Annotated in this window: 25 protein-coding genes; 10 read left to right on the forward strand and 15 right to left on the reverse strand. The window is 66.7% G+C overall.

The window, feature by feature from the left end:
- Window positions 1–147: 147 nt before the first annotated feature.
- Complete coding sequence (locus NUV79_RS19585; RefSeq protein WP_257734741.1) at window positions 148–948, forward strand: creatininase family protein; 801 nt, start codon at window positions 148–150, stop codon at window positions 946–948.
- Window positions 949–951: 3 nt separating this feature from the next.
- Here NUV79_RS19585 and soxR read toward each other — a convergent pair whose 3' ends face one another.
- A complete protein-coding gene (gene soxR / locus NUV79_RS19590; RefSeq protein WP_257734742.1) occupies window positions 952–1,407 on the reverse strand; it encodes a redox-sensitive transcriptional activator SoxR in 456 nt (151 codons plus the stop codon).
- A gap of 77 nt (window positions 1,408–1,484) precedes the next feature.
- Between soxR and NUV79_RS19595 the strand changes: the two genes are divergently transcribed.
- Both NUV79_RS19595 and NUV79_RS19600 read left to right on the forward strand, forming a co-directional pair.
- Window positions 1,485–2,078 carry an NADPH-dependent FMN reductase gene (locus NUV79_RS19595; RefSeq protein WP_257734743.1) on the forward strand — a complete coding sequence of 198 codons (594 nt, stop codon included), beginning with the start codon at window positions 1,485–1,487 and terminating at the stop codon, window positions 2,076–2,078.
- Between the two features lie 98 nt (window positions 2,079–2,176).
- Window positions 2,177–2,941 carry an MBL fold metallo-hydrolase gene (locus NUV79_RS19600; protein WP_257734744.1) on the forward strand — a complete coding sequence of 255 codons (765 nt, stop codon included), beginning with the start codon at window positions 2,177–2,179 and terminating at the stop codon, window positions 2,939–2,941.
- A 131-nt stretch (window positions 2,942–3,072) separates the two neighbouring features.
- Here the strand turns inward: NUV79_RS19600 and NUV79_RS19605 are convergent, their stop codons facing one another.
- The 3 genes from NUV79_RS19605 to otnK all read right to left on the reverse strand — a co-directional run bounded on the left by NUV79_RS19605 (window position 3,073) and on the right by otnK (window position 7,296).
- Entirely contained in the window at window positions 3,073–4,602 is a 1,530-nt protein-coding gene (locus NUV79_RS19605; protein WP_257734745.1) for a malonate--CoA ligase, read from the reverse strand.
- Between the two features lie 29 nt (window positions 4,603–4,631).
- Window positions 4,632–5,960 (reverse strand): malonyl-CoA decarboxylase, encoded by a 1,329-nt coding sequence (locus tag NUV79_RS19610; RefSeq protein WP_257734746.1) that lies wholly within the window; start codon window positions 5,958–5,960, stop codon window positions 4,632–4,634.
- A 64-nt stretch (window positions 5,961–6,024) separates the two neighbouring features.
- Window positions 6,025–7,296, reverse strand: a complete 1,272-nt coding sequence (gene otnK, locus NUV79_RS19615; RefSeq protein ID WP_308218223.1) for a 3-oxo-tetronate kinase — start codon at window positions 7,294–7,296, stop codon at window positions 6,025–6,027.
- A 286-nt stretch (window positions 7,297–7,582) separates the two neighbouring features.
- Here otnK and NUV79_RS19620 point away from each other — a divergent pair, with 286 nt between their 5' ends.
- The 6 genes from NUV79_RS19620 (at window position 7,583) to NUV79_RS19645 (ending at window position 14,173) form a co-directional block, all read left to right on the forward strand.
- Window positions 7,583–9,088 carry an ABC transporter substrate-binding protein gene (locus tag NUV79_RS19620; RefSeq protein ID WP_257734747.1) on the forward strand — a complete coding sequence of 502 codons (1,506 nt, stop codon included), beginning with the start codon at window positions 7,583–7,585 and terminating at the stop codon, window positions 9,086–9,088.
- 27 nt (window positions 9,089–9,115) lie between these two features.
- Window positions 9,116–10,060 (forward strand): ABC transporter permease, encoded by a 945-nt coding sequence (locus NUV79_RS19625; RefSeq protein WP_257734748.1) that lies wholly within the window; start codon window positions 9,116–9,118, stop codon window positions 10,058–10,060.
- Window positions 10,060–10,941, forward strand: coding sequence for an ABC transporter permease (locus NUV79_RS19630; RefSeq protein ID WP_257734749.1), 882 nt, complete (start codon window positions 10,060–10,062; stop codon window positions 10,939–10,941). Before NUV79_RS19625 ends, NUV79_RS19630 begins: the two co-directional genes overlap by 1 nt.
- Window positions 10,942–10,958: 17 nt before the next feature.
- On the forward strand, window positions 10,959–12,758 hold the full coding sequence (locus NUV79_RS19635; RefSeq protein ID WP_257734750.1) for a gamma-glutamyltransferase family protein: 1,800 nt from the start codon (window positions 10,959–10,961) through the stop codon (window positions 12,756–12,758).
- A gap of 12 nt (window positions 12,759–12,770) precedes the next feature.
- Window positions 12,771–13,499 carry a DUF1028 domain-containing protein gene (locus tag NUV79_RS19640; protein ID WP_257734751.1) on the forward strand — a complete coding sequence of 243 codons (729 nt, stop codon included), beginning with the start codon at window positions 12,771–12,773 and terminating at the stop codon, window positions 13,497–13,499.
- A gap of 83 nt (window positions 13,500–13,582) precedes the next feature.
- Complete coding sequence (locus tag NUV79_RS19645; RefSeq protein WP_257734752.1) at window positions 13,583–14,173, forward strand: DUF2345 domain-containing protein; 591 nt, start codon at window positions 13,583–13,585, stop codon at window positions 14,171–14,173.
- Between the two features lies 1 nt (window position 14,174).
- Here the strand turns inward: NUV79_RS19645 and NUV79_RS19650 are convergent, their stop codons facing one another.
- The 10 genes from NUV79_RS19650 to NUV79_RS19695 form a co-directional block, all read right to left on the reverse strand.
- A complete protein-coding gene (locus tag NUV79_RS19650; RefSeq protein ID WP_257734753.1) occupies window positions 14,175–15,296 on the reverse strand; it encodes an alanine racemase in 1,122 nt (373 codons plus the stop codon).
- Window positions 15,293–15,751: a RidA family protein gene (locus NUV79_RS19655; RefSeq protein ID WP_257734754.1), complete on the reverse strand. Its 459-nt coding sequence runs from the start codon at window positions 15,749–15,751 to the stop codon at window positions 15,293–15,295. Before NUV79_RS19655 ends, NUV79_RS19650 begins: the two co-directional genes overlap by 4 nt.
- Before the next feature lie 51 nt (window positions 15,752–15,802).
- Window positions 15,803–16,312 carry a GNAT family N-acetyltransferase gene (locus NUV79_RS19660; RefSeq protein WP_257734755.1) on the reverse strand — a complete coding sequence of 170 codons (510 nt, stop codon included), beginning with the start codon at window positions 16,310–16,312 and terminating at the stop codon, window positions 15,803–15,805.
- A gap of 6 nt (window positions 16,313–16,318) precedes the next feature.
- Complete coding sequence (locus tag NUV79_RS19665; RefSeq protein ID WP_257734756.1) at window positions 16,319–17,482, reverse strand: amidohydrolase/deacetylase family metallohydrolase; 1,164 nt, start codon at window positions 17,480–17,482, stop codon at window positions 16,319–16,321.
- Window positions 17,483–17,504: 22 nt separating this feature from the next.
- Window positions 17,505–18,440: an N-carbamoyl-D-amino-acid hydrolase gene (locus NUV79_RS19670; protein WP_257734757.1), complete on the reverse strand. Its 936-nt coding sequence runs from the start codon at window positions 18,438–18,440 to the stop codon at window positions 17,505–17,507.
- Window positions 18,441–18,552: 112 nt separating this feature from the next.
- Entirely contained in the window at window positions 18,553–19,407 is an 855-nt protein-coding gene (locus NUV79_RS19675) for an ABC transporter permease (RefSeq protein WP_257734770.1), read from the reverse strand.
- Window positions 19,408–19,454: 47 nt separating this feature from the next.
- Complete coding sequence (locus tag NUV79_RS19680) at window positions 19,455–20,396, reverse strand: ABC transporter permease (RefSeq protein WP_257734758.1); 942 nt, start codon at window positions 20,394–20,396, stop codon at window positions 19,455–19,457.
- 134 nt (window positions 20,397–20,530) lie between these two features.
- Window positions 20,531–22,126 (reverse strand): ABC transporter substrate-binding protein, encoded by a 1,596-nt coding sequence (locus NUV79_RS19685; protein ID WP_257734759.1) that lies wholly within the window; start codon window positions 22,124–22,126, stop codon window positions 20,531–20,533.
- Between the two features lie 215 nt (window positions 22,127–22,341).
- The gene (locus NUV79_RS19690; RefSeq protein WP_257734760.1) at window positions 22,342–23,754 is read right to left on the reverse strand and encodes an amidase; all 1,413 of its coding nucleotides are present in this window, start codon (window positions 23,752–23,754) and stop codon (window positions 22,342–22,344) included.
- Between the two features lie 11 nt (window positions 23,755–23,765).
- A complete protein-coding gene (locus tag NUV79_RS19695; protein WP_257734761.1) occupies window positions 23,766–24,995 on the reverse strand; it encodes a M20 family metallo-hydrolase in 1,230 nt (409 codons plus the stop codon).
- Between the two features lie 143 nt (window positions 24,996–25,138).
- Here NUV79_RS19695 and NUV79_RS19700 point away from each other — a divergent pair, with 143 nt between their 5' ends.
- Entirely contained in the window at window positions 25,139–26,542 is a 1,404-nt protein-coding gene (locus tag NUV79_RS19700; RefSeq protein WP_257734762.1) for an MATE family efflux transporter, read from the forward strand.
- On the opposite strand, the gene NUV79_RS19705 is transcribed toward NUV79_RS19700, so the two are convergent.
- Window positions 26,543–26,834: hypothetical protein (locus NUV79_RS19705; RefSeq protein ID WP_257734763.1), on the reverse strand; the 292-nt coding region annotated here is incomplete at its 5' end.

The following is a 26,834-nucleotide window of genomic DNA, read 5'->3' on the forward strand; positions in this document are numbered from 1 at the left end:
TCGCTATCTCCCCTCACGCCTCGGCCGACCCGGCCACTGGCCCGTCTCCTTATCCCATGCGATAGGACGACGGGACAATGCAACGCCGTGCCGCCGGGTTTCTGCACAGAAACAAGGCGATCGCACCGGCTCCTGACAGGCCTGATCATGACCGCACGTTTCTGGGGCGACCTGAAGAGCTCCGACTTCGCCACGCTTTCGCCAGACCGCACCGTCGCGGTGCTGCCGCTGGCCGCGATAGAGCAGCACGGCCCGCATCTGCCTGTTTCGGTCGATACCACCGTGATGAACGGAATGCTGGCCGAGGCAATGCCGCTGGTGCCTGATGATCTCGACGTGCTGGTGCTGCCGACGCAGGCCGTCTGCAAGTCGAACGAGCATCTGCATTCGCCGGGCACGGTCACGATCGGCTGGGAGAGCGCGATCCGCTCCTGGATAGAGATCGGCGAGAGCGTGAAGCGGGCGGGCCTGCGCAAGCTCGTGCTGATCACCTCCCATGGCGGCAATGTCGACCCGATGAAGATCGTCGCGCGGGAGCTGCGCGTCGATCACGGCATGCTCGCCGTCTGCACGGCGTGGATGTCCTTCGGGCTGCCGGAGGGGCTCTATGGCGAGCTCGATATCCGCCATGGCATCCATGGCGGCGATGTCGAGACCTCGCTGATGCTGCATTTCCGGCCGGACCTCGTCGACATGAGCAAGGCGGCGCTGTTCAAGCCGCACACCGTGACCATGGCCGAGGAAGGCTACACCCATCTGCGCCCGACCGGCCCGCATGCCTTCGCCTGGATGGCGCAGGACGTGAACCGCGCTGGTGCCGCTGGCGATGCCAGCCTTGCGACGGCGGCGAAGGGCAAGACGACGGCTGCGCTTCAGGCGCAGGGCTTCGTCCAATTGATGGCCGATGTCGCACGGATGCCGCTCGATACGCTCTACAAGGCGGGTTGAGCCTCACTCGGGATCGAGGAGGCGCGGCCCCGGCCCCTCCTCGGCCAGCCGGTCGAGCGGATTGTGCAGCGGGCAATCCCGCACCGAGAGGCAGCCGCAGCCGATGCAGCCGTTCAGATGATCACGTAGCCGCGTCAGCCGGTCGATGCGGCGTTCCAGCTCCTGCTTCCAGGCGGAGGACAGCCGCGCCCAGTCGGCGACGGTCGGCGTGCGCTCCTGCGGCAGGGCCTTGAAGGCCTCGCGGATGGTCTTCAGCGGAATGCCGGCGCGCTGCGCCACCTTGATGATCGCAACCCGGCGTAAAACCTCGCGGGCATAGCGGCGCTGGTTGCCTTGCGTGCGATGGCTGCGGATCAGCCCTTCCGCTTCGTAGAAATGCAATGCCGAGACGGCAAGCCCGCTGCGGCGGGCGACATCGCCGACGCTGAGCTCGCCCGGCAAACGCGCCTGCTGTGACATCGGAATACGCCTCTTGACCTTAACCTTACTTGAGGTTCTATAAGCCGCGCTCCCGTGAAGCAAACCGGAGCGTTTCCATGCACCAGAAGGTCGATACGCGGATCAGGCTCGCCCTGATTTATGGCAGCAGCCGCGAGGGCCGCTTCTGCGACAAGGTCGCCGGCTGGGCGATCTCGCAGATCGCCGGCGACGGCCCCTTCGATCTCGCGGTCGTCGATCCCGGCGAGATCGACCTGCCGCCGCGCCATGTCAGCGGCAAGCACCCTGCCCTCGAAGAACTCCGGCAGATCATCGGCTGGGCCGACGGCTTCGTCGTGGTGACGCCGGAATACAACCGCGGCTACCCGGCGATCCTGAAATTCCTGATCGATGCGGTGGGGCTGGAATGGCGCGGCAAGCCGGTCGGTTTCGTCTCCTATGGCGGCATCTCGGGGGGCCTTCGTGCCGTCGAGCAATTGCGCCTCGTTTTCGGAGAACTGCATGCCGCACCGATCCGCGACGGCGTCGCCTTCGCCGATGTCTGGAGCCGCTTCGACGCGGAAGGCGCCCTGCTCGACGCCGACCGCGCCGAGCAGGCGATGGCGACGATGCTGGCTCAGCTCCACTGGTGGGCGAGCGCGCTGCGCAAGGCGCGCGAAACCGTGCCTTACGGCCAGTTCGCCGCCGCCTGATACGTCACGCGAACGTGGAAAGAGCTTCACAAATCCGAACTGGTCTCCTCGTGGCGGGATGCGGAACAATGTTCCTCCCTGACGAGGAGCCGACGGATATGAAGCTCAAACTTCTCCGCAACGCGACGCTGAAGCTCACCTATGGCGGCAGGACCTTCCTGATCGACCCGGATTTCGGCCCGCGCCATAGCCGTCGCTCCTTCACCGGGCGCTCGGAGAATCCGATGATCGATTTGCCTGAGCCGATCGAGGATATCGTCGCGGGCGTCGACACCGTGATCGTCTCGCATCTCCATGCCGATCATTTCGACGAGGTCGCCAAGGAGCGCCTGCCGAAGGATTTGCCGATCATCTGCCAGCCCGGCGACGAGGCGGCGATCGCGCAGGCCGGCTTCTCCTCGATCACGGCGATCGACTGCTTCATCCGGCTCGGCCAGATCATCCTGAAGCGGCACCCGGCCCAACACGGCACCGGCGCGGTCGTCGAGACGATGGGGCGGGTGATGGGCCTGAGCTTCGAGGCGCCGGGCGAACCGACGCTCTACTGGTGCGGCGACAGCGTGCTCTATCCGCCATTGCGCGACGCCGCGACGGCGACGGGGCCGGATGTCATCGTCACGCATTCCTGCGGCGCGATGTGGGACAACACGCTGATCGTGATGGATGACGAACAGACTCTCGATCTCGCCGAGGCTTTTCCTCTGGCGACGGTGATCGCGACGCATATGGAAGCGCTGGATCACGCCACGGTCAGCCGTTCGGCGCTGCGCAAGGCGGCAAAGGAGCGCGGCGTCGACATGCGGCGCTTGCGCATCCCCGCCGATGGCGAGACGATCGAGCTCGGCGTGCCGGCGCTGGTGTGAGCAAGCCCACATGCGCCGTGATCCCGGGCGACCGCAGGGAGACCCGGGATCCATTCCGGAACGGTTCAGGCATGGATTCCGGCTCTTCGCTTCGCTCCGGCCGGGATGACACGCGATGAATGTGGAGGGGCTTACTCCCCCGCCTTCAACTGCTTGGCGTAGATGTCCTTGTACTGCTCGCGCAGCAGGTTCTTCTGGACCTTGCCCATGGTGTTGCGCGGCAACTCCGCCACGACGAAGACCTGCTTGGGCTGCTTGAATTTGGCGAGACGCTGCTCCAGCGCCGCGGCGATGCCCTTCGCCGTGATATCGGAGCCCGGCTTGCAGACCACGACTGCGGTGACACCCTCGCCGAAATCCGGATGCGGGCAGCCGATGACGGCGCTCTCGATCACGCCCGGCATCTCGTCGATCTCGGTCTCGACCTCCTTCGGATAGACGTTGTAGCCGCCCGTGATGATCAGGTCCTTGCCGCGCCCGACGATATGGACGTAGCCGGCGAGATCGATCTTGCCGAGATCGCCGGTGATGAAGAAGCCGTCGGCACGGAACTCGGCCTTGGTCTTCTCGGGATTGCGCCAGTAGCCCTTGAAGACGTTGGGGCCCTTGACCTCGATCATACCGATCTCGTCGCGGGCGATCTCCTGGCCGGTCTCGGGGTCGGTGACGCGGGCCGAGACCCCCGGCAGCGGGAAGCCGACCGTGCCGGCGACCCGATCGCCCTCATAGGGGTTCGAGGTATTCATGTTGGTCTCGGTCATGCCGTAGCGCTCGAGGATGGCGTGGCCGGTCTTCTCGCGCCATTCGCGATGCGTCTCGGCCAGCAGCGGCGCCGAGCCCGAGACGAAGAGGCGCATATGCTTCGTCGCCTCCTTGGTCAGGCGGGCATCCTGAAGCAAGCGGACGTAGAAGGTCGGCACGCCCATCATGCTCGTGGCCTGGGGCAGGTACTTGAAGACCTGCTCCGGATCGAACTTGGGCAGCAGGATCATCGAGGCGCCGGAGAGCAGGATCACGTTGGTCGCGACGAAGAGGCCGTGGGTATGGAAGATCGGCAGAGCGTGCAGCAGCACGTCGCCCTTGCCGAAGCGCCAGTAGTCGACCAGCGCCAGCGCATTGGACGACAGGTTGTCGTGGCTCAGCATCGCGCCCTTGGAACGGCCGGTCGTGCCGGAGGTGTAGAGGATCGCGGCGAGATCGTCCGGCCCGCGCGCGACGTCGGCGAAATCGCCCGAGGCGGCGTTCGCCTTGTCGAGCAGGCTGCCATTGCCGATGCCGAGGGTTTCCAGCTTGGCGCCGGCCTTCTCGGCATAGGGACGCAGGGCCTCGGCCTTGGCGGGATCGCAGACGAAGACCGCGGGCTCGGCATCGCCGAGGAAATACTCGATCTCGGCCGGAGTATAGGCGGTGTTGAGCGGCAGGAAGATCGCCCCGGCCCGCACCGTGCCCAGATAGAGCATCAGCGCCTCGAAGCTCTTCTCGACCTGCACGGCGACGCGGTCGCCCGGCTTCACGCCAAGCCCGGTGAGGGCGGCGGCAAAGCGCGCGGAAACCGCGACCATGTCGCCATAGGAGAAACGCCGGCCGTCATCGAGCAGCGCGAAAGGCGCATCCGGCGCCGGCATGCGCGAGCGGATCAGGTCGAAGAGATGATTGCCCATGATTTCGGGTCCTTTCAGGCGTTTCCGTATCAGCTCGTAGCAGCGCGCAGCAGCTTGCGCACGCTGGAGGAGGCCACCACCGTGTTGCGGGTGGCGAAGGCCTCATGGTTGGTCTCGATATCGTCGAGATCGTAGCGGTAATTGACCATCACGCCATGCGACTCGCGCAGGCCCCGCGCCGAGAGGTTGCCGCCGACATTGATCCGCTCCAGCCGGGCGCCGTTGCCGAGATGGAAGCGCGCAACCGGGTCGATGACGCGGCCTGAGGCCGTGCGTGCCCGCAGCATGTATTGCGCCATCATCTGGCCGAGCAGCTTGTCGCGGCGCGCCCTGGTCGCGTCGTCGAGCGAGATCGTCTCGCCGGCCGGGCGGGCAAGCTCGGAACGCTCCTCGTTGGTCAGGACGAGATCGCCGGGCTCGTCGGCGATGCCGGCCAACCAGCGGGCGAAGCCCGGCACCGGCGAGAGCGTGACGAAGGTATCGAGCCCCGGCAATTCGCGCTTCAGGTCCTCGGCCACCTGCTTGATCAGGAAATTGCCGAAGGAGATGCCGCGCAGGCCCTCCTGGCAGTTCGAGATCGAGTAGAACACCGCCGTCGTCGCGGCTTGAGCTGGCAGGATCGTGCGCTCCGGCTCCAGCACCTCGCCGATGCTGCGCGGGATGTCGCCGGTCAGTGCGACCTCGACGAAGATCAGGGGGTCGTCGACGAGCTGCGGATGGAAGAAGGCGAAGCAGCGCCGGTCCGCCGGCTCAAGCCGGCGCCTGAGATCGTCCCAGCCCTGGATCTCGTGTACCGCCTCGTAGCGGATGATCTTCTCCAGCACGTTCGCGGGCGTGCGCCAGTCGATCCGGCGCAGCACGAGGAAGCCGCGATTGAACCAGGAGCCGAAGAGATGGCGAAAGTCGTCGTCGATGCCCTTCAGCTCGGGCTCCGCCGCCATCGCCTCGAACAGCGCTTCGCGCATCCGCACCAGAACATGGGTGCCCTCTGGCGCGAGGTTGAGGCGACGCAGCAATTCCTGCCGGCGCGGCTCGGCGGCGAGATGAAGCGCGGAGATGGTCGCGGCATCCGGCTTGGCGCGATAGGCGTCGATCGCTGCATCCAGTTGGTCGTGGTCGGGACCAAAGCGCTCCCGCAGCATGTTGAAGAAGGCGAGCCGGCCGGGCTTGTCGAGGCCTTGCCAGGCTTCCAGGACGGCCTGCGCCAGCGCCATGCCCGAGGCCTCGCCGCGGCCGGAGAGCAGGTCCTCGCAGAGCTTGTCGATCGGGCGCGAGCGGCTGCCGAGAAAGCGCTCGAAGCCGATCAGCGCGCGGCCACGATCCGCCACGTTGGTCAGAAGTTCGCCGAGAAATGCCATGTCCGTGCCGGCTCCCAGTTCGCAGGCTGATCCTATACGAGATTCAGCGCAGGCAAATCGGGCATCAGCGCAGCAGGCTCCAAGCCTTCAGGAAGAAATCCGGCGCGCCGAAATTGCCGGACTTTAGCGCGACGACCATCTCCGGCCCATCGACGACCCGAGTCCAGGGCACGCCGGGGTCGATTTCGGGGCCGATTTCCAGCGTGCGGATGCCCAGGCCCAGCACGGTCGCGCCCGAGGTCTCGCCGCCCGCGACGAGAAGCCGCGTCACGCCGCCCTCGGAAAGCCGGCGCGCAACTTCGGCAAAAGCATGCTCGACGATGCTGCCGGCCTTGTCGCGGCCGAGCTTGTCCTGCACCGCCGCAACCTCGGCCGGATCGTCGCTGGAATAGAGAAGGAACGGCTTGTCGGCCGGCTGCGCCAGCGCCCAGGCTGCGAGCCCGGCGGCGTCCTGTCTGCCATCAGCCAGCGCGAAGGGGTTGACCTTGAGGGCTGGATAGCCCGCTTCCAGCGCCGCCCTGATCTGGCCGCGCGTCGCGGTCGAGCAGCTGCCGGAGATGATGCCGGCCCTACCGGCCGGCGCTTTCAGATCCTGCGGGCCAGGACGCTCCGGCAGGAGGCCAGCGCGGCGGAAATTCTGCGGCAGGCCCATCGCGATGCCCGAGCCGCCGGTCAGCAGGACATGCTCGGACACGGCATGGCCGAGCGTCATCAGGTCCTCGTTGGTCAGCGCGTCGGTGACGGCATAGCGGATGCCGTCGGCCTGCAACTTCGCGAGACGCGCCTTCACGGCGGCGGGGCCGGCGAGCACGGTCATGTAATCGACGAGACCGGTATCGGTCTTCGCCTGCGCCGACATCAACCGCATCAGGCTGGAATCCCGCATCGGCGTCAGCGGGTGGTCCTTCATCGAGCTTTCGTGCAGCGGCACGGCGCCGACGAAGAGATAGCCCTGATAGATCGAGCGGCCATTCGCCGGGAAAGCCGGGCAGACGATGGCGAGCTTGGCGCCGAGACGCTCGGCCAACGCATTCGCCACCGGCCCGATATTGCCCTCCGCCGTCGAATCGAAGGTCGAGCAGTATTTGAACAGGATTTGGCGGGCGCCGCCCTTGAGCAGAGCCTCGCAGGCTGCGAGCGAATCCGCTACCGCCTCGGCGACCGGATTGGTGCGCGACTTCAGCGCGACGACGACCGCATCGGCCTCCGGCAGGGCGGAGCCGGCAAGCGGTACACCGATGACCTGAACGGTGCGCATGCCCGCCCGGTTCAGCATCAGCGCGACATCGGTCGCCCCCGTCATGTCGTCGGCGATCACGCCCAGCAGCATGCTCATTCTCCCTCACGCACCTGTCGAGCGTCGTTCTAGTGCCTGCCGCCTGCCGAGGCGACCGCCATCGCCGCATCGTGCATGTCCTTCCCGGACATGGAACCCCGGTTTCCGGGCCAAGCCATATCTGCCTAAGGGGCAGGCAAACTTGCCTGCGAATTGATGCGGCGCATCATCGACGGCGGACGCGATCTGAGTCAGATTAGTGCCACAAGGAACGAATTGAGCAGGACGATCCGCGCATGACGCGCCGGGAACGTTCGCCGAAAACCGTCCGGAACGAGGGGACATCATGAAGCTGTTGAAGGTTGCGATCTCGGCCGCCGCACTCGCGCTCGCGATAGTGCCGGCGCTGGCACAGGCCCCGTCCACCCTGCGGATCGGCCTGCAGGAAGACCCCGACATGCTCGACCCTCACAAGGCGCGCACCTTCGTCGGCCGCATCGTCTTCATGGGTCTGTGCGACCGGCTGGTCGACATCACGCCGGAGCTGAAGCTGGTGCCCCGGCTGGCGACGGAATGGAATTTCTCCTCTGATGGCCTGACGCTGACGATGAAGCTGCGCAGCGATGCGAAGTTCCATGACGGCGAAACCTTCAATGCCGAGGCCGCCAAGACCAATCTGGAGCGGGCCCGCACCCTGCCCGACTCGCTGCGCAAAGCCGAGCTCGCCTCGGTCGACAGCATCGAAGCGCCGGATGCCACCACGCTGGTGATCAAGCTGAAGCGTCCGGATGCGACGCTGCTCTCGCAGCTGACCGACCGCGCCGGCATGATGCTCTCGCCCAAGACGCTTTCGGGCGACGTCGCGGCGAAGCCGGTCTGCTCCGGCCCCTACAAATTCGTCGAGCGGGTCCAGAACGACCGGATCGTGCTCGAAAAATTCAAAGAGCACTGGGAGGCCGACAAGTACAATTTCGACCGCGTGCTCTACCGCTCGATCCCCGACACGACGGTGCGCCTTGCCAATCTGCGCTCGGGCGAACTCGACATGCTGGAGCGGCTGGCTCCGACCGACGTGAAATCGGCCCAATCGGACAAGTCCCTCAAGATCGAGAGCATCGCCAATCTCGGCTACCAGGGCATCACCATCAACACCAACCATGGCGAGGCCGCCAACCAGCCGATGGGCAAGGACAAGCGGGTGCGTCAGGCGCTTTCGCTGTCGATCGACCGCAAGGTGCTGAGCCAGGTCGTGTTCGAGGGGCTCTATGCGCCGTCGAACCAGCCCTTCAACCCCGGCAATTTCTTCGTCAGCGCCGATCTGCCGGTGCCGGCCCGCGACCTTGCCAAGGCGAAGGCGCTGCTCAAGGAAGCCGGGCAGTCCAAGGTCTCGGTCGAGCTCTTCGTCACCAACAACCCGGTCGACGCCCAGCTCGGGCAGGTGATCCAGGCGATGGCGCAGGAGGCCGGCATCGACATCCAGATCCGCTCGACGGAGTTCGCCAGCCAGTTGCGCGACCAGCAGCAGGGCAAGTTCCAGATGAGCCGTGTCGGCTGGTCCGGCCGCATCGACCCGGACGGCAACATCCACCCCTTCGCCCATTCGAAGGGCAACCAGAACGACGGCAAATACGCCAATGCGGAGGTCGACAAGCTGCTCGACGAAGCCCGCACGATCTACGAGCCGGCCGAGCGCAAGAAGCGCTACGACGCCGCGCAGAAGATCCTGCAGGACGAACTGCCGATCGTCTATCTCTATAACCAGACGGTGTTCTTCGCGATGCGCTCCAACCTGCAGGGCTTTGCGATCAATCCCGACGGGATCATCCGGCTGGCGGGAATGAAGCGCTCGTGAGGATGCTCATGCTCTGAGGGGTGGCCCATGGCCACGCTCATCCTCCGCCGCTTCCTGATCGCGATACCGACGCTGTTCCTGGTATCGCTCTTCGTCTTCGCCCTGCAGCGCGCGCTGCCGGGCGATCCCTTCCTCGTCATCGCGGGCGAGGAGCGCGACCCCGAGGTGATCGCGCGGCTGCGCGAGATCTACCGGATGGACGATCCGATCTTCGTCCAGTTCTTCGCCTGGCTCGGGCAGGTCGTGCAGGGCGATTTCGGTCGCTCGCTGCGCACCGGCGAGCCGGTGCTCGGGCTCATCCTGCAGAAGCTGCCGGTGACGATCCAGCTCGCCACGGCCTCGATCCTGGTCGCGATCTGCATCGGCATCCCGATCGGCATCCTGGCGGCGCGGCACAAGGGCACGATCATCGACTATTCGGCCAGCGCGGCGGCCCTGTCGGGGCTGTCGATCCCGAATTTCTGGTTCGGGATCATGCTGATCCTGCTGGTCTCGGTGCATCTGAAATGGCTACCGGCATCGGGCTATGAATCGATCTTCGAGCACCCCTGGGAGGCGATCAAACGCCTGATCATGCCGGCCTTCGTGCTCGGCAACGGGCTCGCCGCCTTCCTGATGCGCCATACCCGCTCGGCGATGCTGGAGGTGCTGCGCTCGGACTATGTCCGCACCGCCCGCGCCAAGGGGCTGGACGAGGACACGGTCGTGCACCGCCACGCGCTGCGCAACGCGCTGGTACCGATCATCACGCTGACCACGCTGCTCTTCGGCGAATTGCTGGCGGGCGCGGTGCTGACAGAGCAGGTCTTCACCATCCCCGGCTTCGGCAAGCTGATCGTCGATGCCGTGTTCAACCGCGACTATGGCGTGGTGCAGGGCGTGGTGCTGTGCACGGCCATCGGCTTCATCCTGATGAACCTGATCGCGGATATCCTCTACATCCTCGTCAATCCGCGCCTGAGGACCGGCTGATGGCATCGCTCGATTCCATCGCCTCTGCCGGTGCATCGTCCGGCTCCGGCGGCCGCCCCGGCGTTCTGGCGCGCCTCATCCGCAACAAGTCCGCGCTGCTCGGCGGCGGGCTCGTCCTGATCTTCGTCCTGATGGCGGTGCTGGCGCCGGTGCTGCCTTTGGCCGATCCGTTCAAGTCGAACTTCCTCGCCATCCGCAAGCCGCCCTCCGAGCTCTACTGGTTCGGCACGGACGAGCTCGGCCGCGACCAGGTCTCGCGATTGTTCTTCGGGGCTCAGGCCTCGCTGCTCGCCGGCATCGTCTCCGTGCTGATCGCGGTCGCGATCGGCCTGCCTCTCGGCCTGCTCGCCGGCTGGTATGGCGGCTGGATCGACATCGTGATCTCGCGCGTCACCGAGGCGCTCCTCGCCTGCCCATTCCTGATCCTTGCCATCGCTTTTGCCGCCGTGCTCGGCCCGTCGCTGACCAATGCGATGATCGCGATCGGCCTCTCTGCCGTGCCGATCTTCATCCGGCTGATCCGGGGGCAGGTGATGAACGTGAAAGCGGAGGATTTCGTCGAGGGCGCGCGGGCGGTCGGCGCGCGGGATCTCCGGCTGATGTTCCGCCATGTCCTGCCCAACACCCTGTCCCCTATCGTGGTGCAGTCGACATTGTTCATGGCGCAAGCGATCATCCTGGAAGCTGCCCTCTCCTTCCTCGGCCTCGGCCAGCAGCCGCCGGCGCCCTCCTGGGGACAGATGCTCAACGTCGCCAAGAACTTCATGGAGCAGGCGCCGTGGATGTCGGTGGCGCCAGGCCTCTGCATCTTCCTCGCCGTGCTCGGCTTCAACCTGCTCGGCGACGGCCTGCGCGACGCGCTCGACCCGAAAGAAAACTAGGCTTCAGGGATACGCCCATGTTCACCACCCGCCCCGAAATCCTCGGCACCTTCGGTGTCGTCACCTCGACGCACTGGCTCGCCACCGCCTCGGGCATGGCGATGCTGGAAAAGGGCGGCAACGCCTTCGACGCCTGCGCCGCCGCCGCCTTCGTGCTGCAGGTGGTGGAGCCGCATCTCGTCGGCCCGGCCGGCGACATGCCCGCCGTGTTCTATTCGGCCGAAACCGGGAAGGTCGAGACGCTCTGCGCGCAGGGGCCGGCCCCGCAGGCCGCCACCATCGCGGCCTATAAGGCGCTCGGCCTCGACCTGATCCCGGGCTCCGGCCTGCTCGCGACCGTCATCCCCGGCGCCTTCGGCGGCTGGATGACGCTGCTGCGCGACCATGGCCGGCTGAAGCTGCGCGACGTCCTCGAACCCGCGATCGGCTATTTCGAGAACGGCCATCCGATGCTGCCGCGCGTCTCGGATTCGATCCGCGAACTGACCGACCTCTTCACCAACGAGTGGTCGACTTCCGGCGCCGTCTATCTGCCCGGCGGCAATGTGCCGGAGGCGCGCAAGCTCTTCGCCAACAAGGCCGCGGCCGAGACCTACAAGCGCATCCTCGCCGAGGCCGAAGCCAAGGGCAGCGACCGGCAGGAGCAGATTCAGGGCGCCTATGACGCCTGGTACAAGGGCTTCGTCGCCGAGGCGATGGACCGCTTCTGCCGCACGCAGGAGGTGATGGATTCCTCCGGCCGCCGCAACAAGGGCCTGCTGACCGCGCAGGACATGGCGAATTACAAGCCGACCTATGAGACACCGACCTCCGTGACCTATCACGACTGGGAGGTCTTCAAGATCGGCCCGTGGGGCCAGGGTCCGGCCTTCCTGCAGACGCTGAAGATTCTGGAGGGCGTCGACCTCGCCGGGATGGGGCCCGCGAGCCCGGAATTCGTCCACCATGTCGTCGAGGCGATGAAGCTCGCCTTCGCCGATCGCGAAGCCTATTACGGCGACCCGGATTTCGTGAAGGTGCCGCTGGCGACGCTGCTCTCCGAGGATTACGCGGCCGGACGGCGCGGCCTGATCGGCGAGCGCGCCTCGCTGGAGCTGCGGCCGGGTGTCGTCTCGGGCTATGAGGCGCAGGTCGCGCATGCGATGAAGGCACTCGGCGCCATCGCCCAGCCCACGCAGGGCGGCGCCAGCGTCGGCGAGCCGACCATGGCCTCGATGGTCGCGGCCGGCCGCAAGGGCGACACCGTCCATATCGACGTCATCGACAAATGGGGCAACATGATCGCGGCGACGCCCTCGGGCGGCTGGCTGCAATCCTCTCCGGTCATCCCGGAGCTCGGCTTCCCGCTCAATTCCCGCGCCCAGATGTTCTGGCTGGAAGAGGGTTTGCCCTCCTCGCTCGCGCCGGGCAAGCGGCCACGTACGACGCTGACGCCCTCGATCGCCTTCGAGCACGGCAAGCCCCGCCTCGCCTTCGGCACGCCGGGCGGCGACCAGCAGGAGCAGTGGCAGCTCGGCCTGTTCCTGCGCCGCGTCCATCACGGCCTCAACCTGCAAGAGGCGATCGACCTGCCGCTGTTCCACACGCAGCACTTCCCCTCCTCCTTCTATCCGCGCTCGTCGCGGCCGGGGCACATGATGATCGAGGAGAGCATCGGCACTGCGGCCCTCTCCGAGCTTGAGCGGCGCGGGCATGCCGTCGAGAAGGCTCCGGCCTGGACTGTCGGGCGCCTGACTGCGGCAGAACGCGGCGATGACGGGCTCTTGCGCGCCGCCGCGACGCCGCGTCTGATGCAGGCTTATGCCGCGGGGCGCTGAGGAGTTGATCGCATGACCTGGTCCATCGTCGCCCGCGACGCCGCGACCGGCGCCTATGGCGTCGCCGTCTCGACCTGCGCCTTCGCCGTCGGCGCCCGCGTGCCCTATGGCGGCGGGCGTATCGGCGCGATCGCGACGCAGGCCTTCGTCAACCCACTCTACGGGATCGACGGCCTCAGGTTGCTGCAGGAGGGCCGCTCGGCCGTCGAGATCATCGCGACGCTGACGGCAGCCGATGAGGGCCGCGCCCATCGCCAGCTCCATGTCATCGACCGCGACGGCAAGACCGCCTCGCATACGGGCGCGGCCTGCATCGACTGGTGCGGCGCTGTCGACGGGCCGCAGGTCTCCGTCGCCGGCAACATGCTCGCCGGCCCGGAGGTCGTGCAGCAGACGCTGAAGGCCTATATCGCCGCGTCCGCGCTGGATTTCGACGAGCGCCTGCTAGTCGCGCTGGAGGCCGGCGAGAAGGCCGGCGGCGACAAGCGCGGCAAGCAATCCGTCGCGATCCGGATCTGGAACGGCGAGCCGGTGCCCAGCATCGACATCCGTGTCGACGATCATATCGACCCGCTCAGGGAGTTGCGCCGGCTCTGGCGTGTCGCGCATCAGCGCTCGGTGCCGTTCCAGCAGGCCTCGCCCTCGCGCGGACGTCCCGCCGGCGTCACCGACCGGGCCGAGCTAGACCGGCTCTGCACGGAATACGCCGCCGCCTGGAACGCCCGGCACCCGGAGAGCTGAACGGCCAACCGCATTCTCGCTACCTCCGACGCGTGATAGGCTGACGCTTCGTCATCACATCATGCCGACGAGAGGGGAATGCGATGGCCGATCCGAACACCGAAGCTCTCCAGAAGCGCATCGCCACCCTGGAGGCACAGGTCGCAGCCTTGCTTCAGGCGATCTCGGCGGATCGCGGCGGCAATGTCGTCATCAACGCGCCGGGCTCTCTGACGATCAATTGCGGGATGGGCATCGCGCTCACGGCCGGCACTGCGATGACGCTGACCTCAGGCGGCAATCTCGCTGTGAGCGCAGGCGCGAATGCCACGGTCGTGATCGGCAACCGGCTGCGCGTCAGCAGCGGTCATGAAGCCTCGTTCGAAACGCGCAGCTTCAACGTCAGCGCAGCGGTAGGCTGCGATATCGACAGCGGGCAGAATTTCGCCATCACGGCCGGCAAGGAGATGGCGATGAGCGTCGGAGCGGGCATGGCCGTCAGTGTCGGCAAGACGCTTGCGATCGAAAGCGCCGACGCCGCCTCGCTGAAAAGCGGCGATGCCAGACTGAGCATGAAGAAGGACGGCAGCGTCGAGCTTCAGGGGCGCGATATCACGCTCAAGGCATCCGGACGCCTCGAAGCCAAGGCGTCCGGCAATGTCACGATCAAGGGATCGAAGATCCTGCAGAACTAGCTCAGGTCAGGCGACCGCGGGCCGCGACCGGCAATTCCCCGATCAGCTTGTCGCCGCGCACGGTGATCAGGCGATCGACCATGTTGACGACGACGCAGACATGGTTCGGCACCACGCGCACGACCTCGCCGACGAGCGGGCGCTTGTTCGAGGCGGAGAGATCGAGAAAGCCATGCTCCTCGGCGAATTGCGCGATCCGCGCCGCCGGATACTCGAGAATATAGCCGTGACCGTCGAGATTGCCCTTGTCGCTGGTCAGCGTCTTCGAGCCTGAATCGAGGATGCCACGCTCCGGGCCGGCCCGGCTCACCACCGTCGCGTAGACGGTCAGCGCGCAATCCTCGAGCATCGCGACGCCGGCCGCGATCTGCATGCGATCGTTGAAGATCGAGGTGCCCGAGCGATGCTCGGTCGCGCCCTTGAGCTTGCCCATGTTCGGGATGTTGGGCGAGCCGCCGGTCGAGATGATGTCGGCCTTGAGGCCGGCATCGCGCAGGCCGGCATTGGCGGTGTCGAGGAAGACCTGCGTGCGCTCCCAGCCATCCTCCGGCGGGTACATCAGGAAGCCGGCGAAGCGCAGCCCCGGCGAGGCCGCGACCATCTTGGCGAGCTCGACCGCCTCACCTGGCGTCTCGACGCCGGCGCGCTTGCGGCCGGTATCGCATTCAATGACGACCTCAAGGTCGCGGCCGGCGATCTCGCCCGCGCGCGGCAGGCCGGAGATGGTGACCGGGTTGTCGGCGGCGACGATCATCCGGACGCGGCGCTGGAGCGCGCCGAGGCGGCCGAGCTTCTCCTCGCCGAGGATGTTGTAGCTGATCATGATGTCGTCGATGCCGCCATCCGCCATGACCTCGGCCTCGCCGAGCTTCTGGCAGGTGATGCCGCGCGCGCCTGCCTCGACCTGGAGCCGCGCCAGAACCGGCGATTTATGCGTCTTGATATGCGGGCGGTTGGCGACGCCTGCCGCATCGCAGGCGGCCTGGAGGCGCGCGATATTGGCATCGACCTTGTCGAGATCGATCACCACGGCGGGCGTGCCGTAGACGCGGGCGATCTCGGCGGCGAGCGGGGTCGCAGCCGGCTGGTCGACGGCCTTGGAAGTGGTCGCGGTCACGCTCATGGATGCACCTTGACGATGACTTCGATCTCGACGGTCATGCGGTTGGGCAGCGAGCCCATGCCGACGGCCGAGCGGGCATGGCGACCACGGTCGCCGAGCACGGCGACGAACAGGTCCGAGCAGCCGTTGATGACCTTGGGATGATCCGAGAAGTCCGGCGCGGCATTGACCATCCCGAGCAGCTTGACGACCTCGACCTTGTCGAGCGAGCCGACCGCCTTCTTCATCGCGGCGAGCAAGCCGAGGCCGGTCTGCTTGGCATGCTCATAGGCCTGTTCGACGCTGACGTCGGCGCCGACCTTGCCGGTTGGATAGGTGCCGTCTGCCCGCTTCGGACCCTGGCCCGAGAGATAGACCATGTCGCCGACCTGCTTGAAGCTGACATAGGTCGCGACCGGCGTCGGCACGTCCGGCAGGGTCAGCCCCAGTTCCTTCAGCTTGTCTTCGGCGCTCATGGCGTTTCTCTCCTCAATTCCCGCCGACGCTTGCTTCGCCGGCTTGTCCTGTCAGTCGTTCAGTTCGCGGCGCATATAGCGGGCCGCATCGTCATAGCTCGCAAGCTTGCGATCAAGCGCGGGGTCATGCACCCCACGAAAACCCTGCCGTCGCCAAAAGCCGGTCGAATCGTTGACCGCGACCAGCGCCAGGCTCGTATAGCCGGTTTCCGCGGCTTGACGGGCGATATCGGCGACGATCGCACCTGCCGCGCCAGTGCCACGCCCGGAGGGCAGCAGGGCAAGGTCGTGCAGATACCAGTTCGCGACACCTTGCGGGATTTCGCCGAGCAGGGAGTTCAGGGCGGGTATCGCGCCGGCCGGCCAGGGATGGCTGACGAGATAGCCTTGCAGCGCGCCGTCTCCCGCCGCCAGCACATGGCAGCCCTCTGGCGCCAGACGCAGACGCTCGGCGAAGATCGCCTCGTCCTCGGGATAGTCCGGATGCACCACGGCCGCGATCGCCATCACGGCCGGCAGGTCGGCCGGCGCCATGCGGCGCCAGCCCGTTTCGCGTGACATGGAGGCTTACGCCGCGACCTTAGGGAACTTGCTGGTCCGCTTCGGGTGCCACCACTTGCCCTTGAGCACGACGCCCTCGGAGACGATCTTGCGGTCGCCGGTCAGGACCTCGCCGACGACGTCCTCGTAGTTGAACTTGCCTTCCTTGACGGTGAGGATCGTCGCATCGCCGAGCGAGCCGACCTTGAGCGAGCCGTATTCCGGGCGCTTCAGCGCCATGGCGGCGTTCACGGTCGAAGCGGCGATGACATTGTTCAGGCTCATGCCCATGCAGAGGAACTTCGACATCGTCGTGACCTGGTCATAGGCCGGGCCATCGATGCAGAGCTTGTGCACGTCCGACGAGATCACGTCCGGCTCGAAGCCGTTGGCGAGCATGGCGCGCGTGGTCTTGAATGAGAACGAGCCCTTGCCGTGGCCGATATCGAAGATGACGCCGCGCTTGCGGGCGGCCAGCACCTCCGGCTTCACCGTGCCCTGCGCGGTCGCGGGCGCATTCGGGAAGGGGCGGAAGGCGTGGGTCAGCACGTCGCCGGGGCGAAGCATGCCAATGACTTCCTCATAGGACGGCGGCGGATGGTCGATATGGCACATCAGGGGCATGCCGACCTCGTTGGCGACCTGCAGCGCGATGTTGAGCGGCGCGGTGCCCTGCTCGCCCGAGGCATGGAGGCCGACGCGGACCTTGATGCCGACGATGAGGTCGCGGTTCTTGTCGGCGACCTCGGCGCAGTCGACCGGGTTCATCAGGCGCAGGTCGCCGCTCTCGCCGACCATGACGCGATGGTCGAAGCCGTAGATGCCGGCATGCGAGACATGGAGATAGGCGAGGATGCGCGCCTGGCTCTGCTCGATGACGTGCTTGCGGAAGCCCGGCCAGTTGCCGGGGCCGGCCGAGCCGGTATCGACCGAGGTCGTGACGCCGGAGACACGGCAGAACTCGTCGGCATCGATACCGAGCGAGGTGCCGCCCCAGTAGACATGGGTGTGCAGGTCGATCAGGCCGGGCGAGACGATATAGCCGGAAACGTCGCGGACCTCCTTGGCGCCCTTCAGGTCCTTGCCGAAACCGGAGACCTTGCCGTCCGTGAAGGCGACATCGAGGATGCCGTCATGCTTCTGGGAGGGGTCGATAACGCGGCCGCCCTTCAGGATGAGATCGTGGGTCACTTTTTTGTCCTTTGGAGGCTGATCAAACCGGGGAGACGGCGCCCTTGCGCTCGACGATCAGGCCGTAGGCCTGGGGCTCGCGATGCCTGGCGAAATTGAAGGTGGAGGCCTTATAGCTCTTTCCGAGGTCCATGTCGCAACGGGCGACGACGAGTTCGTCACCCTCGGTCACGGCCTGTGCCACCACCTCGCCGGTCGGCGCGATGATGCAGGAGCCGCCGATCTGGTCGACACCGGCCTCCAGACCCGCCTTGGCGACGCCGACGACCCAGGTGGCGTTCTGATAGGCACCGGCCTGCATCACGAGCTGGTTGTGGAAATTGCCGAGCCGGTCATGGTCCGGGGCCGGCGGGTTGTGCTTGGGCGTGTTGTAGCCGAGCACGATCAACTCGACGTCCTGCAGGCCCATCGAGCGATAACTCTCGGGCCAGCGGCGGTCGTTGCAGATCATCATGCCGATATTGGCGTCCATCGTCCGCCAGACCGGCCAGCCGAGCTCGCCGGTCTCGAAATAGCGCTTCTCGAGATTCTGGAAGGGCGCGGCCGGGCGATGCTCGGGATGGCCCGGCAGGTGGATCTTGCGGTACTTGCCGACGATCGAGCCCGACTTGTCGACGAGGATCGCCGTGTTGAAGCGGCGCTTGCGCCCCTGCTCGAAGGCGAGCTCGCAGAAGCCCAGATGGAAGCCAACGCCGAGGCGCCTGCTCTCCTCGAAGAGCGGCGCGGTCTCGTTCGAGGGCATCGCCGCCTCAAAGTAACTGTCGATCTCGGCCTCGTCGTCGATCCACCAATGCGGGAAGAAGGCGGTGAGCGCGGCCTCCGGATAGACGACGAGATCGGCGCCATGACTCTTGGCCTGCCGCATCAATTCGACCATGCGGGCGACGGCCGAGGCCCGGCTCTCATCGCGCTGGATAGGGCCGAGCTGGGCGGCGGCAACGGTCAGGATGCGGGTCACGTCATAGGCTCCGGATGAGGATCACCCTGCGGGGAAGGCTTTCAAGCACTGAGCCGGCGCGTCAAGCGCCGGCAATGCGGGGCGTGGGTTGTCCCAGTTGCGGGGCGAGCCCTCAGAGCGTCTTGGCGAGCCTCGGGTCGAGCGAGTCGCGCAGGCCGTCGCCGAGCAGGTTGACCGCGAGCACGGTGATCGAGAGGAAGACCGCCGGGAACAGGATGATGTGCGGCCGGACCTGCCAGAGCGCCCTGCCCTCGGCCATAATGTTGCCCCAGGAGGGCGTCGCCGGCGGCACGCCCGCGCCGATGAAGGACAGGATCGCCTCGACGATCATGGCGCTGGCGCAGATATAGGTCGCCTGCACGCTCATCGGCGCGAAGGTGTTGGGCAGGATATGCCTGACGATGATGCGCGGCACGCGCGCGCCGTTGGCCACTGCCGCCTCGACATAGGGCTGCTCGCGCAGGGACAGAACGACGCCGCGCACGAGGCGGGCCACGCGCGGGATCTCGGCGATGGTGATGGCGATGATGACGTTCTGGATCGAGCCGCGCGTCAGCGCCATCAGGGCGATGGCGAGCAGGATCGGCGGGATCGACATCATGCCGTCGATGATGCGCATGATGATGCCGTCGGCCCAGCGCACGAAACCGGCAAAGAGGCCGATGGTGAGCCCGATGATCGAGGACAGGACAGCGACGCTGAAGCCGACGAGCAGCGAGACGCGGGCGCCGTAGACCACGCGCGAATAGACATCGCGGCCCAGCATGTCGGTGCCGAACCAGTAGAGCTCGGATGGGACGCGGGTGCGGCGGGCCGGCGAGATCGCGGTCGGGTCGGTGGTCCAGAGCAATGGCGCGAAAATGCCGATCAGCGCCATCAGAACGAGGAGTCCGCCACCGATCGCGACGGACGGATGCCGGCGCAGATAGCGACGGAAGCGAGCGGCGCGGCTCAGTTCAGCCTTCACCGGTTCAGCGGCTGGTGCCACGGGGGTCGCAAGGGTCGATGGAGCGGTCAATAGCGGATCCTCGGGTCGACGAGGGTATAGGTCAGGTCGATCAGCAAGTTCACCAGCACGTAGACCAGGCTGAACATCAGCACGACACCCTGGATGACGGGGTAATCGCGGCGCAGGATGGCATCGACGGTGAGCCGGCCGAGGCCGGGAATGGCGAAGACGCTCTCGGTGACGACGGCGCCGCCGATCAGGAGCGCGATGCCGATGCCGATGATGGTGACGATCGGCACGGCGGCGTTCTTCAGCGAGTGCAGGAAGAGCACATCCTTCTGCGCCACGCCCTTGGCCTGGGCGGTGCGGACATAGTCCTGCTGCAGCACTTCAAGCATGGTCGCGCGGGTGATGCGGGCGATCAGCGCGATATAGACGAGGCCGAGCGTGACGGCAGGCAGGATGAGGTTCCTGAGCCAGGGCCAGAAGCCCTGCGAGAACGGCGTGTAGCCCTGCACCGGCAGCCAATCGAGCTTGAGCGCGAAGAAATAGGCGAGCAGGTAGCCGACGACGAAGACCGGCACCGAGAAGCCCAGCACGGCGAAGCCCATCGCCGCCTTGTCGACCCAGCTGCCCGCCTTCCAGGCCGCGACCACGCCCATCGGCACGGCGACCACGACGGCGAAGATCAGAGTCAGCACCATCAGCGAGAGCGTGGGCTCGATGCGCTGCGCGATGAGCTGCGTCACCGGCAGGTTGGTGAAGATCGAGGTGCCGAGATCGCCCTGGATCACGCGGAAGGACCATTCGGCGAAGCGCACGAGATAGGGCCGGTCCAGGCCCAGGCTGGCGCGGATGCGCTCGACATCGGCGGGCGACGCCTGGTCACCGGCGATGATGGCGGCGGGATCGCCCGGCGCGACATAGAGCAACGAAAAGACGAACAGCGCCACGAAGGCCATCACGGGGATGGTCGTGACGATGCGCCTGACGACGAAAGCGAGCATGGGGCCGTCGGACCTCGTTCACAGCGTATACGGGGGCCGCGGCCGGGATTTCTTCCGGGCCGCGGCGAAGCGAGTCAATGGAGCCGGCGACGGCTCCGGGCAGGCGGAGCGACGGCCCCGGCCCGCGCGAGCTGTCAGGCTTTCTTGACGTCCCAGAAGAACGGCAGCGGCCCGCTGACCACGCCGGTGACATTCTTCCGCCAGGCCTGGTAGCTGAGGTAGAAGCCGGTCGGCGCGAAGACGACGTTCTCGACGGCGGCCTTGTTGAGGCGCCCCATCACGGCCTTCTCCTCGGCCAGGTCCTTGGCCTTGAACCAGTTCGTCACCTCGGTCTCGACCGCGGGAACGTTCGGCCAGCCGAACCAGGCCTTGTCGCCATTCGCGCGGATCGCCGTATAGGAAGCGGGGTTCACGCAGTCGGCGCCGGCATGCCAGGTGTGGAACATGCTCCAACCACCCTGGTCCGGCGGTGTCTTCTGGGCGCGGCGGGCACCGACCGTGCCCCAGTCCGTCGCGACGAAATCGACCTTCATGCCGATGCTCTTGAGCAGTTCGGCCGTGACGTCGCCCATCGACTTGGTGGCGGCCATGTCCTGGGCCACCACGCAGATGACGGGCTCGCCCTTGTAGCCGGACTCGGCCAGGAGCTTCTTGGCTTCGGCGACGTTGCGCTTCTTCAGGATATCGCCGCCCTCCTCGGTATAGAGCGGCGTGCCGGGCGTGAAGAATCCGGGCAGCGACTTCCAGAGCTTGTCGTCGTCGCCGACGACGGCGCGCATGTAGTCCTCCTGGTTCAGCGCCGTCAGCACGGCCTGGCGCACCTTCAGGTTGTTGAAGGGCGGAAACAGGTGATTCATGCGGAAGGCGCCGATATTGCCGAGCGGATCGCCGATATCGACATTGATGTCCTTGTGGCCCTTCAGCACCGGCACAAGGTCGGCGAGCGGGGTCTCCCACCAATCGACTTCGCCGTTCTGGAGCGCGGCGGCGGCCGTCGCCGGATCGGGCATGATCACCCATTCGATGCGATCGACGAAGATGTTCTTGCCGCCGGAGAGCCAGTCGGCCTTCTCGGAGCGGGGCTTGTAGTCCGCGAACTTCTCGAACACGGCCTTGGCGCCCGGCACCCAGTCGCTCCGCAGGAACTTCATCGGGCCGGAGCCGACATATTCGGTGATCTGCGTGAACGGATCGGTCTTGGCGATCCGCTCCGGCATGATGAAGGTGCAGGGCGAATTGTTCTTCGCCAGCGCCAGGAGCATCTTTGGATACGGCTCCTTGAGCACCCATTTCCAGGTCAGGTCATCGACCGGCTCGAGCGACACCTGGATCGCGCGGATCATCAGGCCCATCGGATCGCGGGCCGACCAGCGCACGAGGCTGGCGACCACATCCTTGGAGGTGACCGGCGTGCCGTCGTGGAACTTGAGGCCTGAGCGCAGCTTGAAGGTCCAGGTCAGGCCGTCCGAGGACATCTCCTCGGTCTCCACCATCTGACGTTGCGGCTGGAATTTCGAATCGACGCCGTAGAGCGTGTCCCAGACCAGAGCCGCGGCGTTGCGGACGACGTATTGCGTCCCCCAGATCGGATCGAAATTGGCGAGATTGGCCTGCGGTACGAAACGTAGTGTCTTGCTGGAACTTTGCGCCAGGGCCGGCATCGCCAGCCCACCGGTCGCAGCGGCCATGCCGGCGCCCGTCGCGGATTTCAGAAACGTCCTGCGATCCATCATGCTCTCCCCTGAAGCGGCGCCTCTGAACGGGCTGCCTTGCCGCAAGTTTGGGCAGAAAATATCCGCCTGACAACACGCAGCAGCACCCGACCGAGGCCGGATCTTCGCCTGCACAGTTCGTGCCAGACGGAACTTTCGGGGGAGAACCCAGTGTTTCGGCGTCCGGACGGGCTTTTTTAGCCCGTTCCGGGAAAAGCGAAAAATATTCGAGCTTAAATCAGTTCGACCGGCTCATCGACACGAGCGAAGGGCCGGGCCTGCTCGAAGGCCGCCGCCGCCCGCAGCACGAGTGCATCCTTGCCAAAGGCGCCGACGATCTGGAGGCCGGCGGGCAGGCCTGTCCTGGTCAGACCGCAAGGCACCGAGACCGCCGGCTGCTCGGTGATGTTGAAGGGGTAAGTAAAGGGCGTCCAGCGCGTCCAGTCCTCGCCATAGGCGCCATGCTCGGGCGTATCGCGCCCAACCGCAAAGGCCGGGAGTGGCAGGGTCGGCGTGAGCAGCAGATCGTATTGCTGGTGGAACTGCGCCATCTTGTAGGCCAGCGCGTTGCGCTGGTTCAGGAGCGCATCGACATAGGCCGAAGCCGGGATGCGCTCGCCCTGCTCCGCCACCGCGACGAGGCCGGGATCCATCTGCTTGCGGCCGGCGCCATCGATGCTCTTCAGCGCCAGCGCCGCACCGGACGACCAGAGCGTCATCAGGATATCGATCGGATCGTCGAAGCCGGGATCGACTTCCTCCACCGTCGCGCCAAGCTCGGTGAAGGCCTGCGCGGCCGCGGCCGTCAGGGCGGCGATCTCGGGATCGACGGTCACATTCTGGCCGAGGCGCGGCGACCAGGCGACGCGCAGGCCCCTCATGCTGCCCTTGAGCCCGTCGACGTAATCCGGTGGGCGATCCAGCAGCGCGGTCATGTCGCGTGCGTCGGGCTGGCCGATCGCCTTCATGGCGAGCGCCGTATCCATGACGGTGCGGGTCAACGGCCCGAGATGGGCGAGGAAACCCATGACCGAGATCGGCCAGGCGGGGACGCGGCCATAGCTCGGCTTCAGGCCGACGACGCCGGTGAAGGCGGCGGGAATGCGCACGGAACCGGCTCCATCGGTGCCGATATGGATGCAACCGAGATTGAGCGCGGCGCAGACCGCCGCGCCCGAGGAGGAGCCGCCCGGCCCCGTGCCGGTGTTCCAGGGATTGCGGGTGATGCCGGTCGCGGGCGAATCGCCGACGCCCTTCCAGCCATATTCCGGCATGGTGGTCTTGCCGAGAAAGACCGTTCCGGCCTCGCGCAGCCGCGCCGTGACCGGGGAATCTTCGGGAAACGGCGCGTCCGAGGCGATGGCGGAGCCGCGCTGCATCGACCAGCCGGCGACGCCGAGATTGTCCTTGATGGTGACCGGCACGCCGTCGAGCGGGCCGATCGCCTCGCCCTTCAGCCAGCGTGCCTGCGAGGCTTCGGCCATGGCAAGCGTGATCGCTTCATCGCGGACGGCGAAGGCGTTGACCTCGGGCTCGAAGCGCTCGATGCGGGCGAGCGCATCCTTCGCGACCTCGACGGGGGAGAGCTGCTTGCTGGCGTAGAGCGGGCCGAGCTCGGCGGCGGACAGCGTGGCGATCGTCGTCATGCGGGGACCTCTCAGGCGTTGGCGACGCGCCAGGCGGTGGTGAGCAGGATATTGGCACCGGCGACCATATCGTCATCGGTGCTGAACTCGGCCGGGTTGTGCGAAAGCCCGCCGATCGAGGGGATAAAGACCATCGCCGTCGGGCAGAGCCGCGCCATCATCTGGGCGTCGTGGCCGGCGCCCGAAATCATCCGCCGGACGGCCAAGCCGAATTCGCCAGCGCTGCGCTCGACCTCGGCGATCAGCTCCTCGGCGAAGGGCGTCGCCGGGAAGCGCGCGAGATCGCGGAAGGAAATCTCGATGCCGTCGCGCGCAGCGAGCTCGGCACAGAAGGCGCGGACCGCAGCCTCGGCCTGGGCCAGCGGCTGATCGAGCGGATTGCGCAGGTCGAGCGTCATCACCACGGTCTCGGGCACGACATTGACGTTGCCGGGCTGGACGCGGATGACGCCGCTATTGGCGAGCTGGTTCGGGATGGTCTTGGTCAGCTCGTTGGCGAAGATGTTGATGCGCGCCGCTGCGAGGCCGGGGTCCTTGCGATAGGCCATCGGGGTCGTACCGGCATGGCTCGGGCGGCCCTTCAGGGTGAGTTCCAGCCAACAGATCGCCTGGATGCCGGTCACGGCGCCAAGCCCGCCGCCCTCGTTCTCGAGGACCGGCCCCTGCTCGATATGCATCTCGATATAGGCATGGGCCGGCAGGAAGCCCGGCTTCTCGGCGCCCTCGTAGCCGATGCGCTTCAGCTCGGCGCCGAGACCCACGCCCTCGGAATCGACCTCCCGGTGCGCCGCCTCGACGCTCATGCCGCCGGCCCAGACATAGGAGCCGAGCATATCGGGATGGAAGCGTGCGCCCTCCTCGTTGGTGAAGGCGATCACCGCCATGTCGCGCTTCGGCGTCAGCCCGGCATCGCGCAAGGCCGCGAGAACCTCGACGCCCGCGACGACGCCGAGTGCGCCGTCGAAGCGCCCGCCGGTGCCGACCGTGTCGATATGCGAGCCCATGATGACGGCGGGGCCGTCTTCCTGACCCTTGAGGATGCCGACGATGTTGCCGATCGCATCGACGCGGGTATCGAGGCCGAGCGCCTTCATCTGGCCGACCAGCCAGTCGCGACCCTGCTTGTCCTCATCGGTCAGGGCGAGGCGGCGGCAGCCGCCTTCCGGCGTCGCACCGATCTTCGAGAGTTCTGCCAGGCGCGAGGTCAATCTCGCTCCATCGATCCTCAGATTGGTGCTCATCGCCTCAGGCCCTCCGTAGTCGGCAAGGCAAGATGCAGACCGCGATGGCGCTTGTCGACCCGCGTGCAGCGCATCGGCTCCGGGCGGTGAACAGCGTGGCGCCGGCTATTTCGCCTTTGCAATCGGCGGTAGAAGCGGCGCCCATGTCTGCAATCGCCGCATCCCGTTCCGATCACCCCTGGCTCACCGAGGCGCGCGCCATGCTCGTCCTGTGCTGGCCGATGGTGCTGACCAATGTCGCGCAGACCGCGATGACGGCGACCGACGTCATCATGATGGGCCAGCTCGGCCCGGACGCGCTGGCGGCCGGCGCGCTCGGCACCAATCTCTATAACGCCGCCCTGATCTTCGGCATCGGCGCGATGGGGGCGGTCGCGCCGATGCTGGCGATCGAGCTCGGCCGCAACAAGCATGCCGCGCGCGACCTGCGCCGCACGGTGCGGCAGGGCTTCTGGGCGGCGGCCACCATGGTCGGGCCGATGTGGCTCTTCCTCTGGCAGGCGGAATTCATCCTGACCGCGATGGGCCAGGACCCGGCCCTCTCGAAGGCGGCGGCATCCTACATCCATACGCTGCAATGGGGCTTGTTGCCCTTCTTCCTCTATCTGTGCCTGCGCGGCTTCGTCGCTGCGCTGCAGAGGCCGCGCTGGGCCTTCATCGTCGTGCTCTTCGCGGTGGCGTTCAACGCTTTCGCCAACTGGTGCCTGATGTTCGGGCGCCTCGGCTTTCCCGCACTCGGCCTGCCGGGTTCGGGGCTGGCGACGGCGATATCCTCGACCCTGATGTTCCTTGGCCTGGCGCTCGTGGTCTCGCTCGACCGACGCTTCCGGCGCTATCAGGTCTTCGGCCGCTTCTGGGTGCCGGACTGGCCGCGCTACCGCGCCTTCTGGCGCATGGGCCTGCCGATCTCGCTGACGCTCTCGTTCGAGTCGCTGATCTTCTACGGCGCCGCCTTCATGATGGGGCTGATCGGCTCGACCGCGCTCGCGGCCCATGCCATCGCGATCCAGATCGCCTCGCTGGCCTTCATGGTGCCGCTCGGCATCGGCCAGGCCGGGACCGTGCGGGTCGGGCGCGCCTTCGGCTCCGGCGACAAGGAGGGCATCCGGCGCGCCGGGATGATGGCGCTGATCCTGGCGCTCAGCTTCATGTGCTTCACCGCGCTGCTGATGGCGATCGTGCCGCACTGGCTGATCGCACCCTTCCTCGACCGCTCGAAGCCCGGTGCGGAAGCGGTCGCCCAGATCGCCACGGTCTTCCTGTTCTATGCCGCCGTCTTCCAGATCGCCGATGGCGCGCAGGTCATCGGCTCGTCGATCCTGCGCGGTCTCGGCGACACGCGCCTGCCGATGATCCTCGCCGGCATCGGCTACTGGGGCATCGGGCTGCCGCTCTCGGCCGTGCTGGGCTTCATGACGCCGCTGGCCGGCAGCGGCATCTGGATCGGGCTGGTGACCGGGCTTTCGGTCGTGGCCGTGATGATGCTCTGGCGCTGGTGGGACCGCGAGAGGCTGGGACTGCTGAAGAACCTGCGCGTCAGGTTCTGATCAGAACTCTTCCCATCCTGAATCGCTGGCCCGGCCGCCGCCGCCATTGGCGACCTTGCGCGGGGCAGGCGCGCGCGACTGGACGAAGGCGGCTTCGGGCAGCTGGCGCAGACGCGCCGGTTCGTCGGATGCCATGGTTGCCTGGCTTACCGTCGCGCGCATCGGCGCTTTCACCACACGCGGTGCCGTCGCGGCCGGCTGGGCGTAACCCGCCGCCTCGCGGCCGGTCTTGAACGCCGCGACCAGCGCGTTGAGCTGCTCGATCCGGCCCGACAGCGAGCCGGCCGAGGCC

Origin of the sequence: Allobosea sp. 47.2.35, assembly GCF_024655635.1 — a bacterium.
In the GTDB taxonomy this organism is placed as follows: domain Bacteria; phylum Pseudomonadota; class Alphaproteobacteria; order Rhizobiales; family Beijerinckiaceae; genus Allobosea.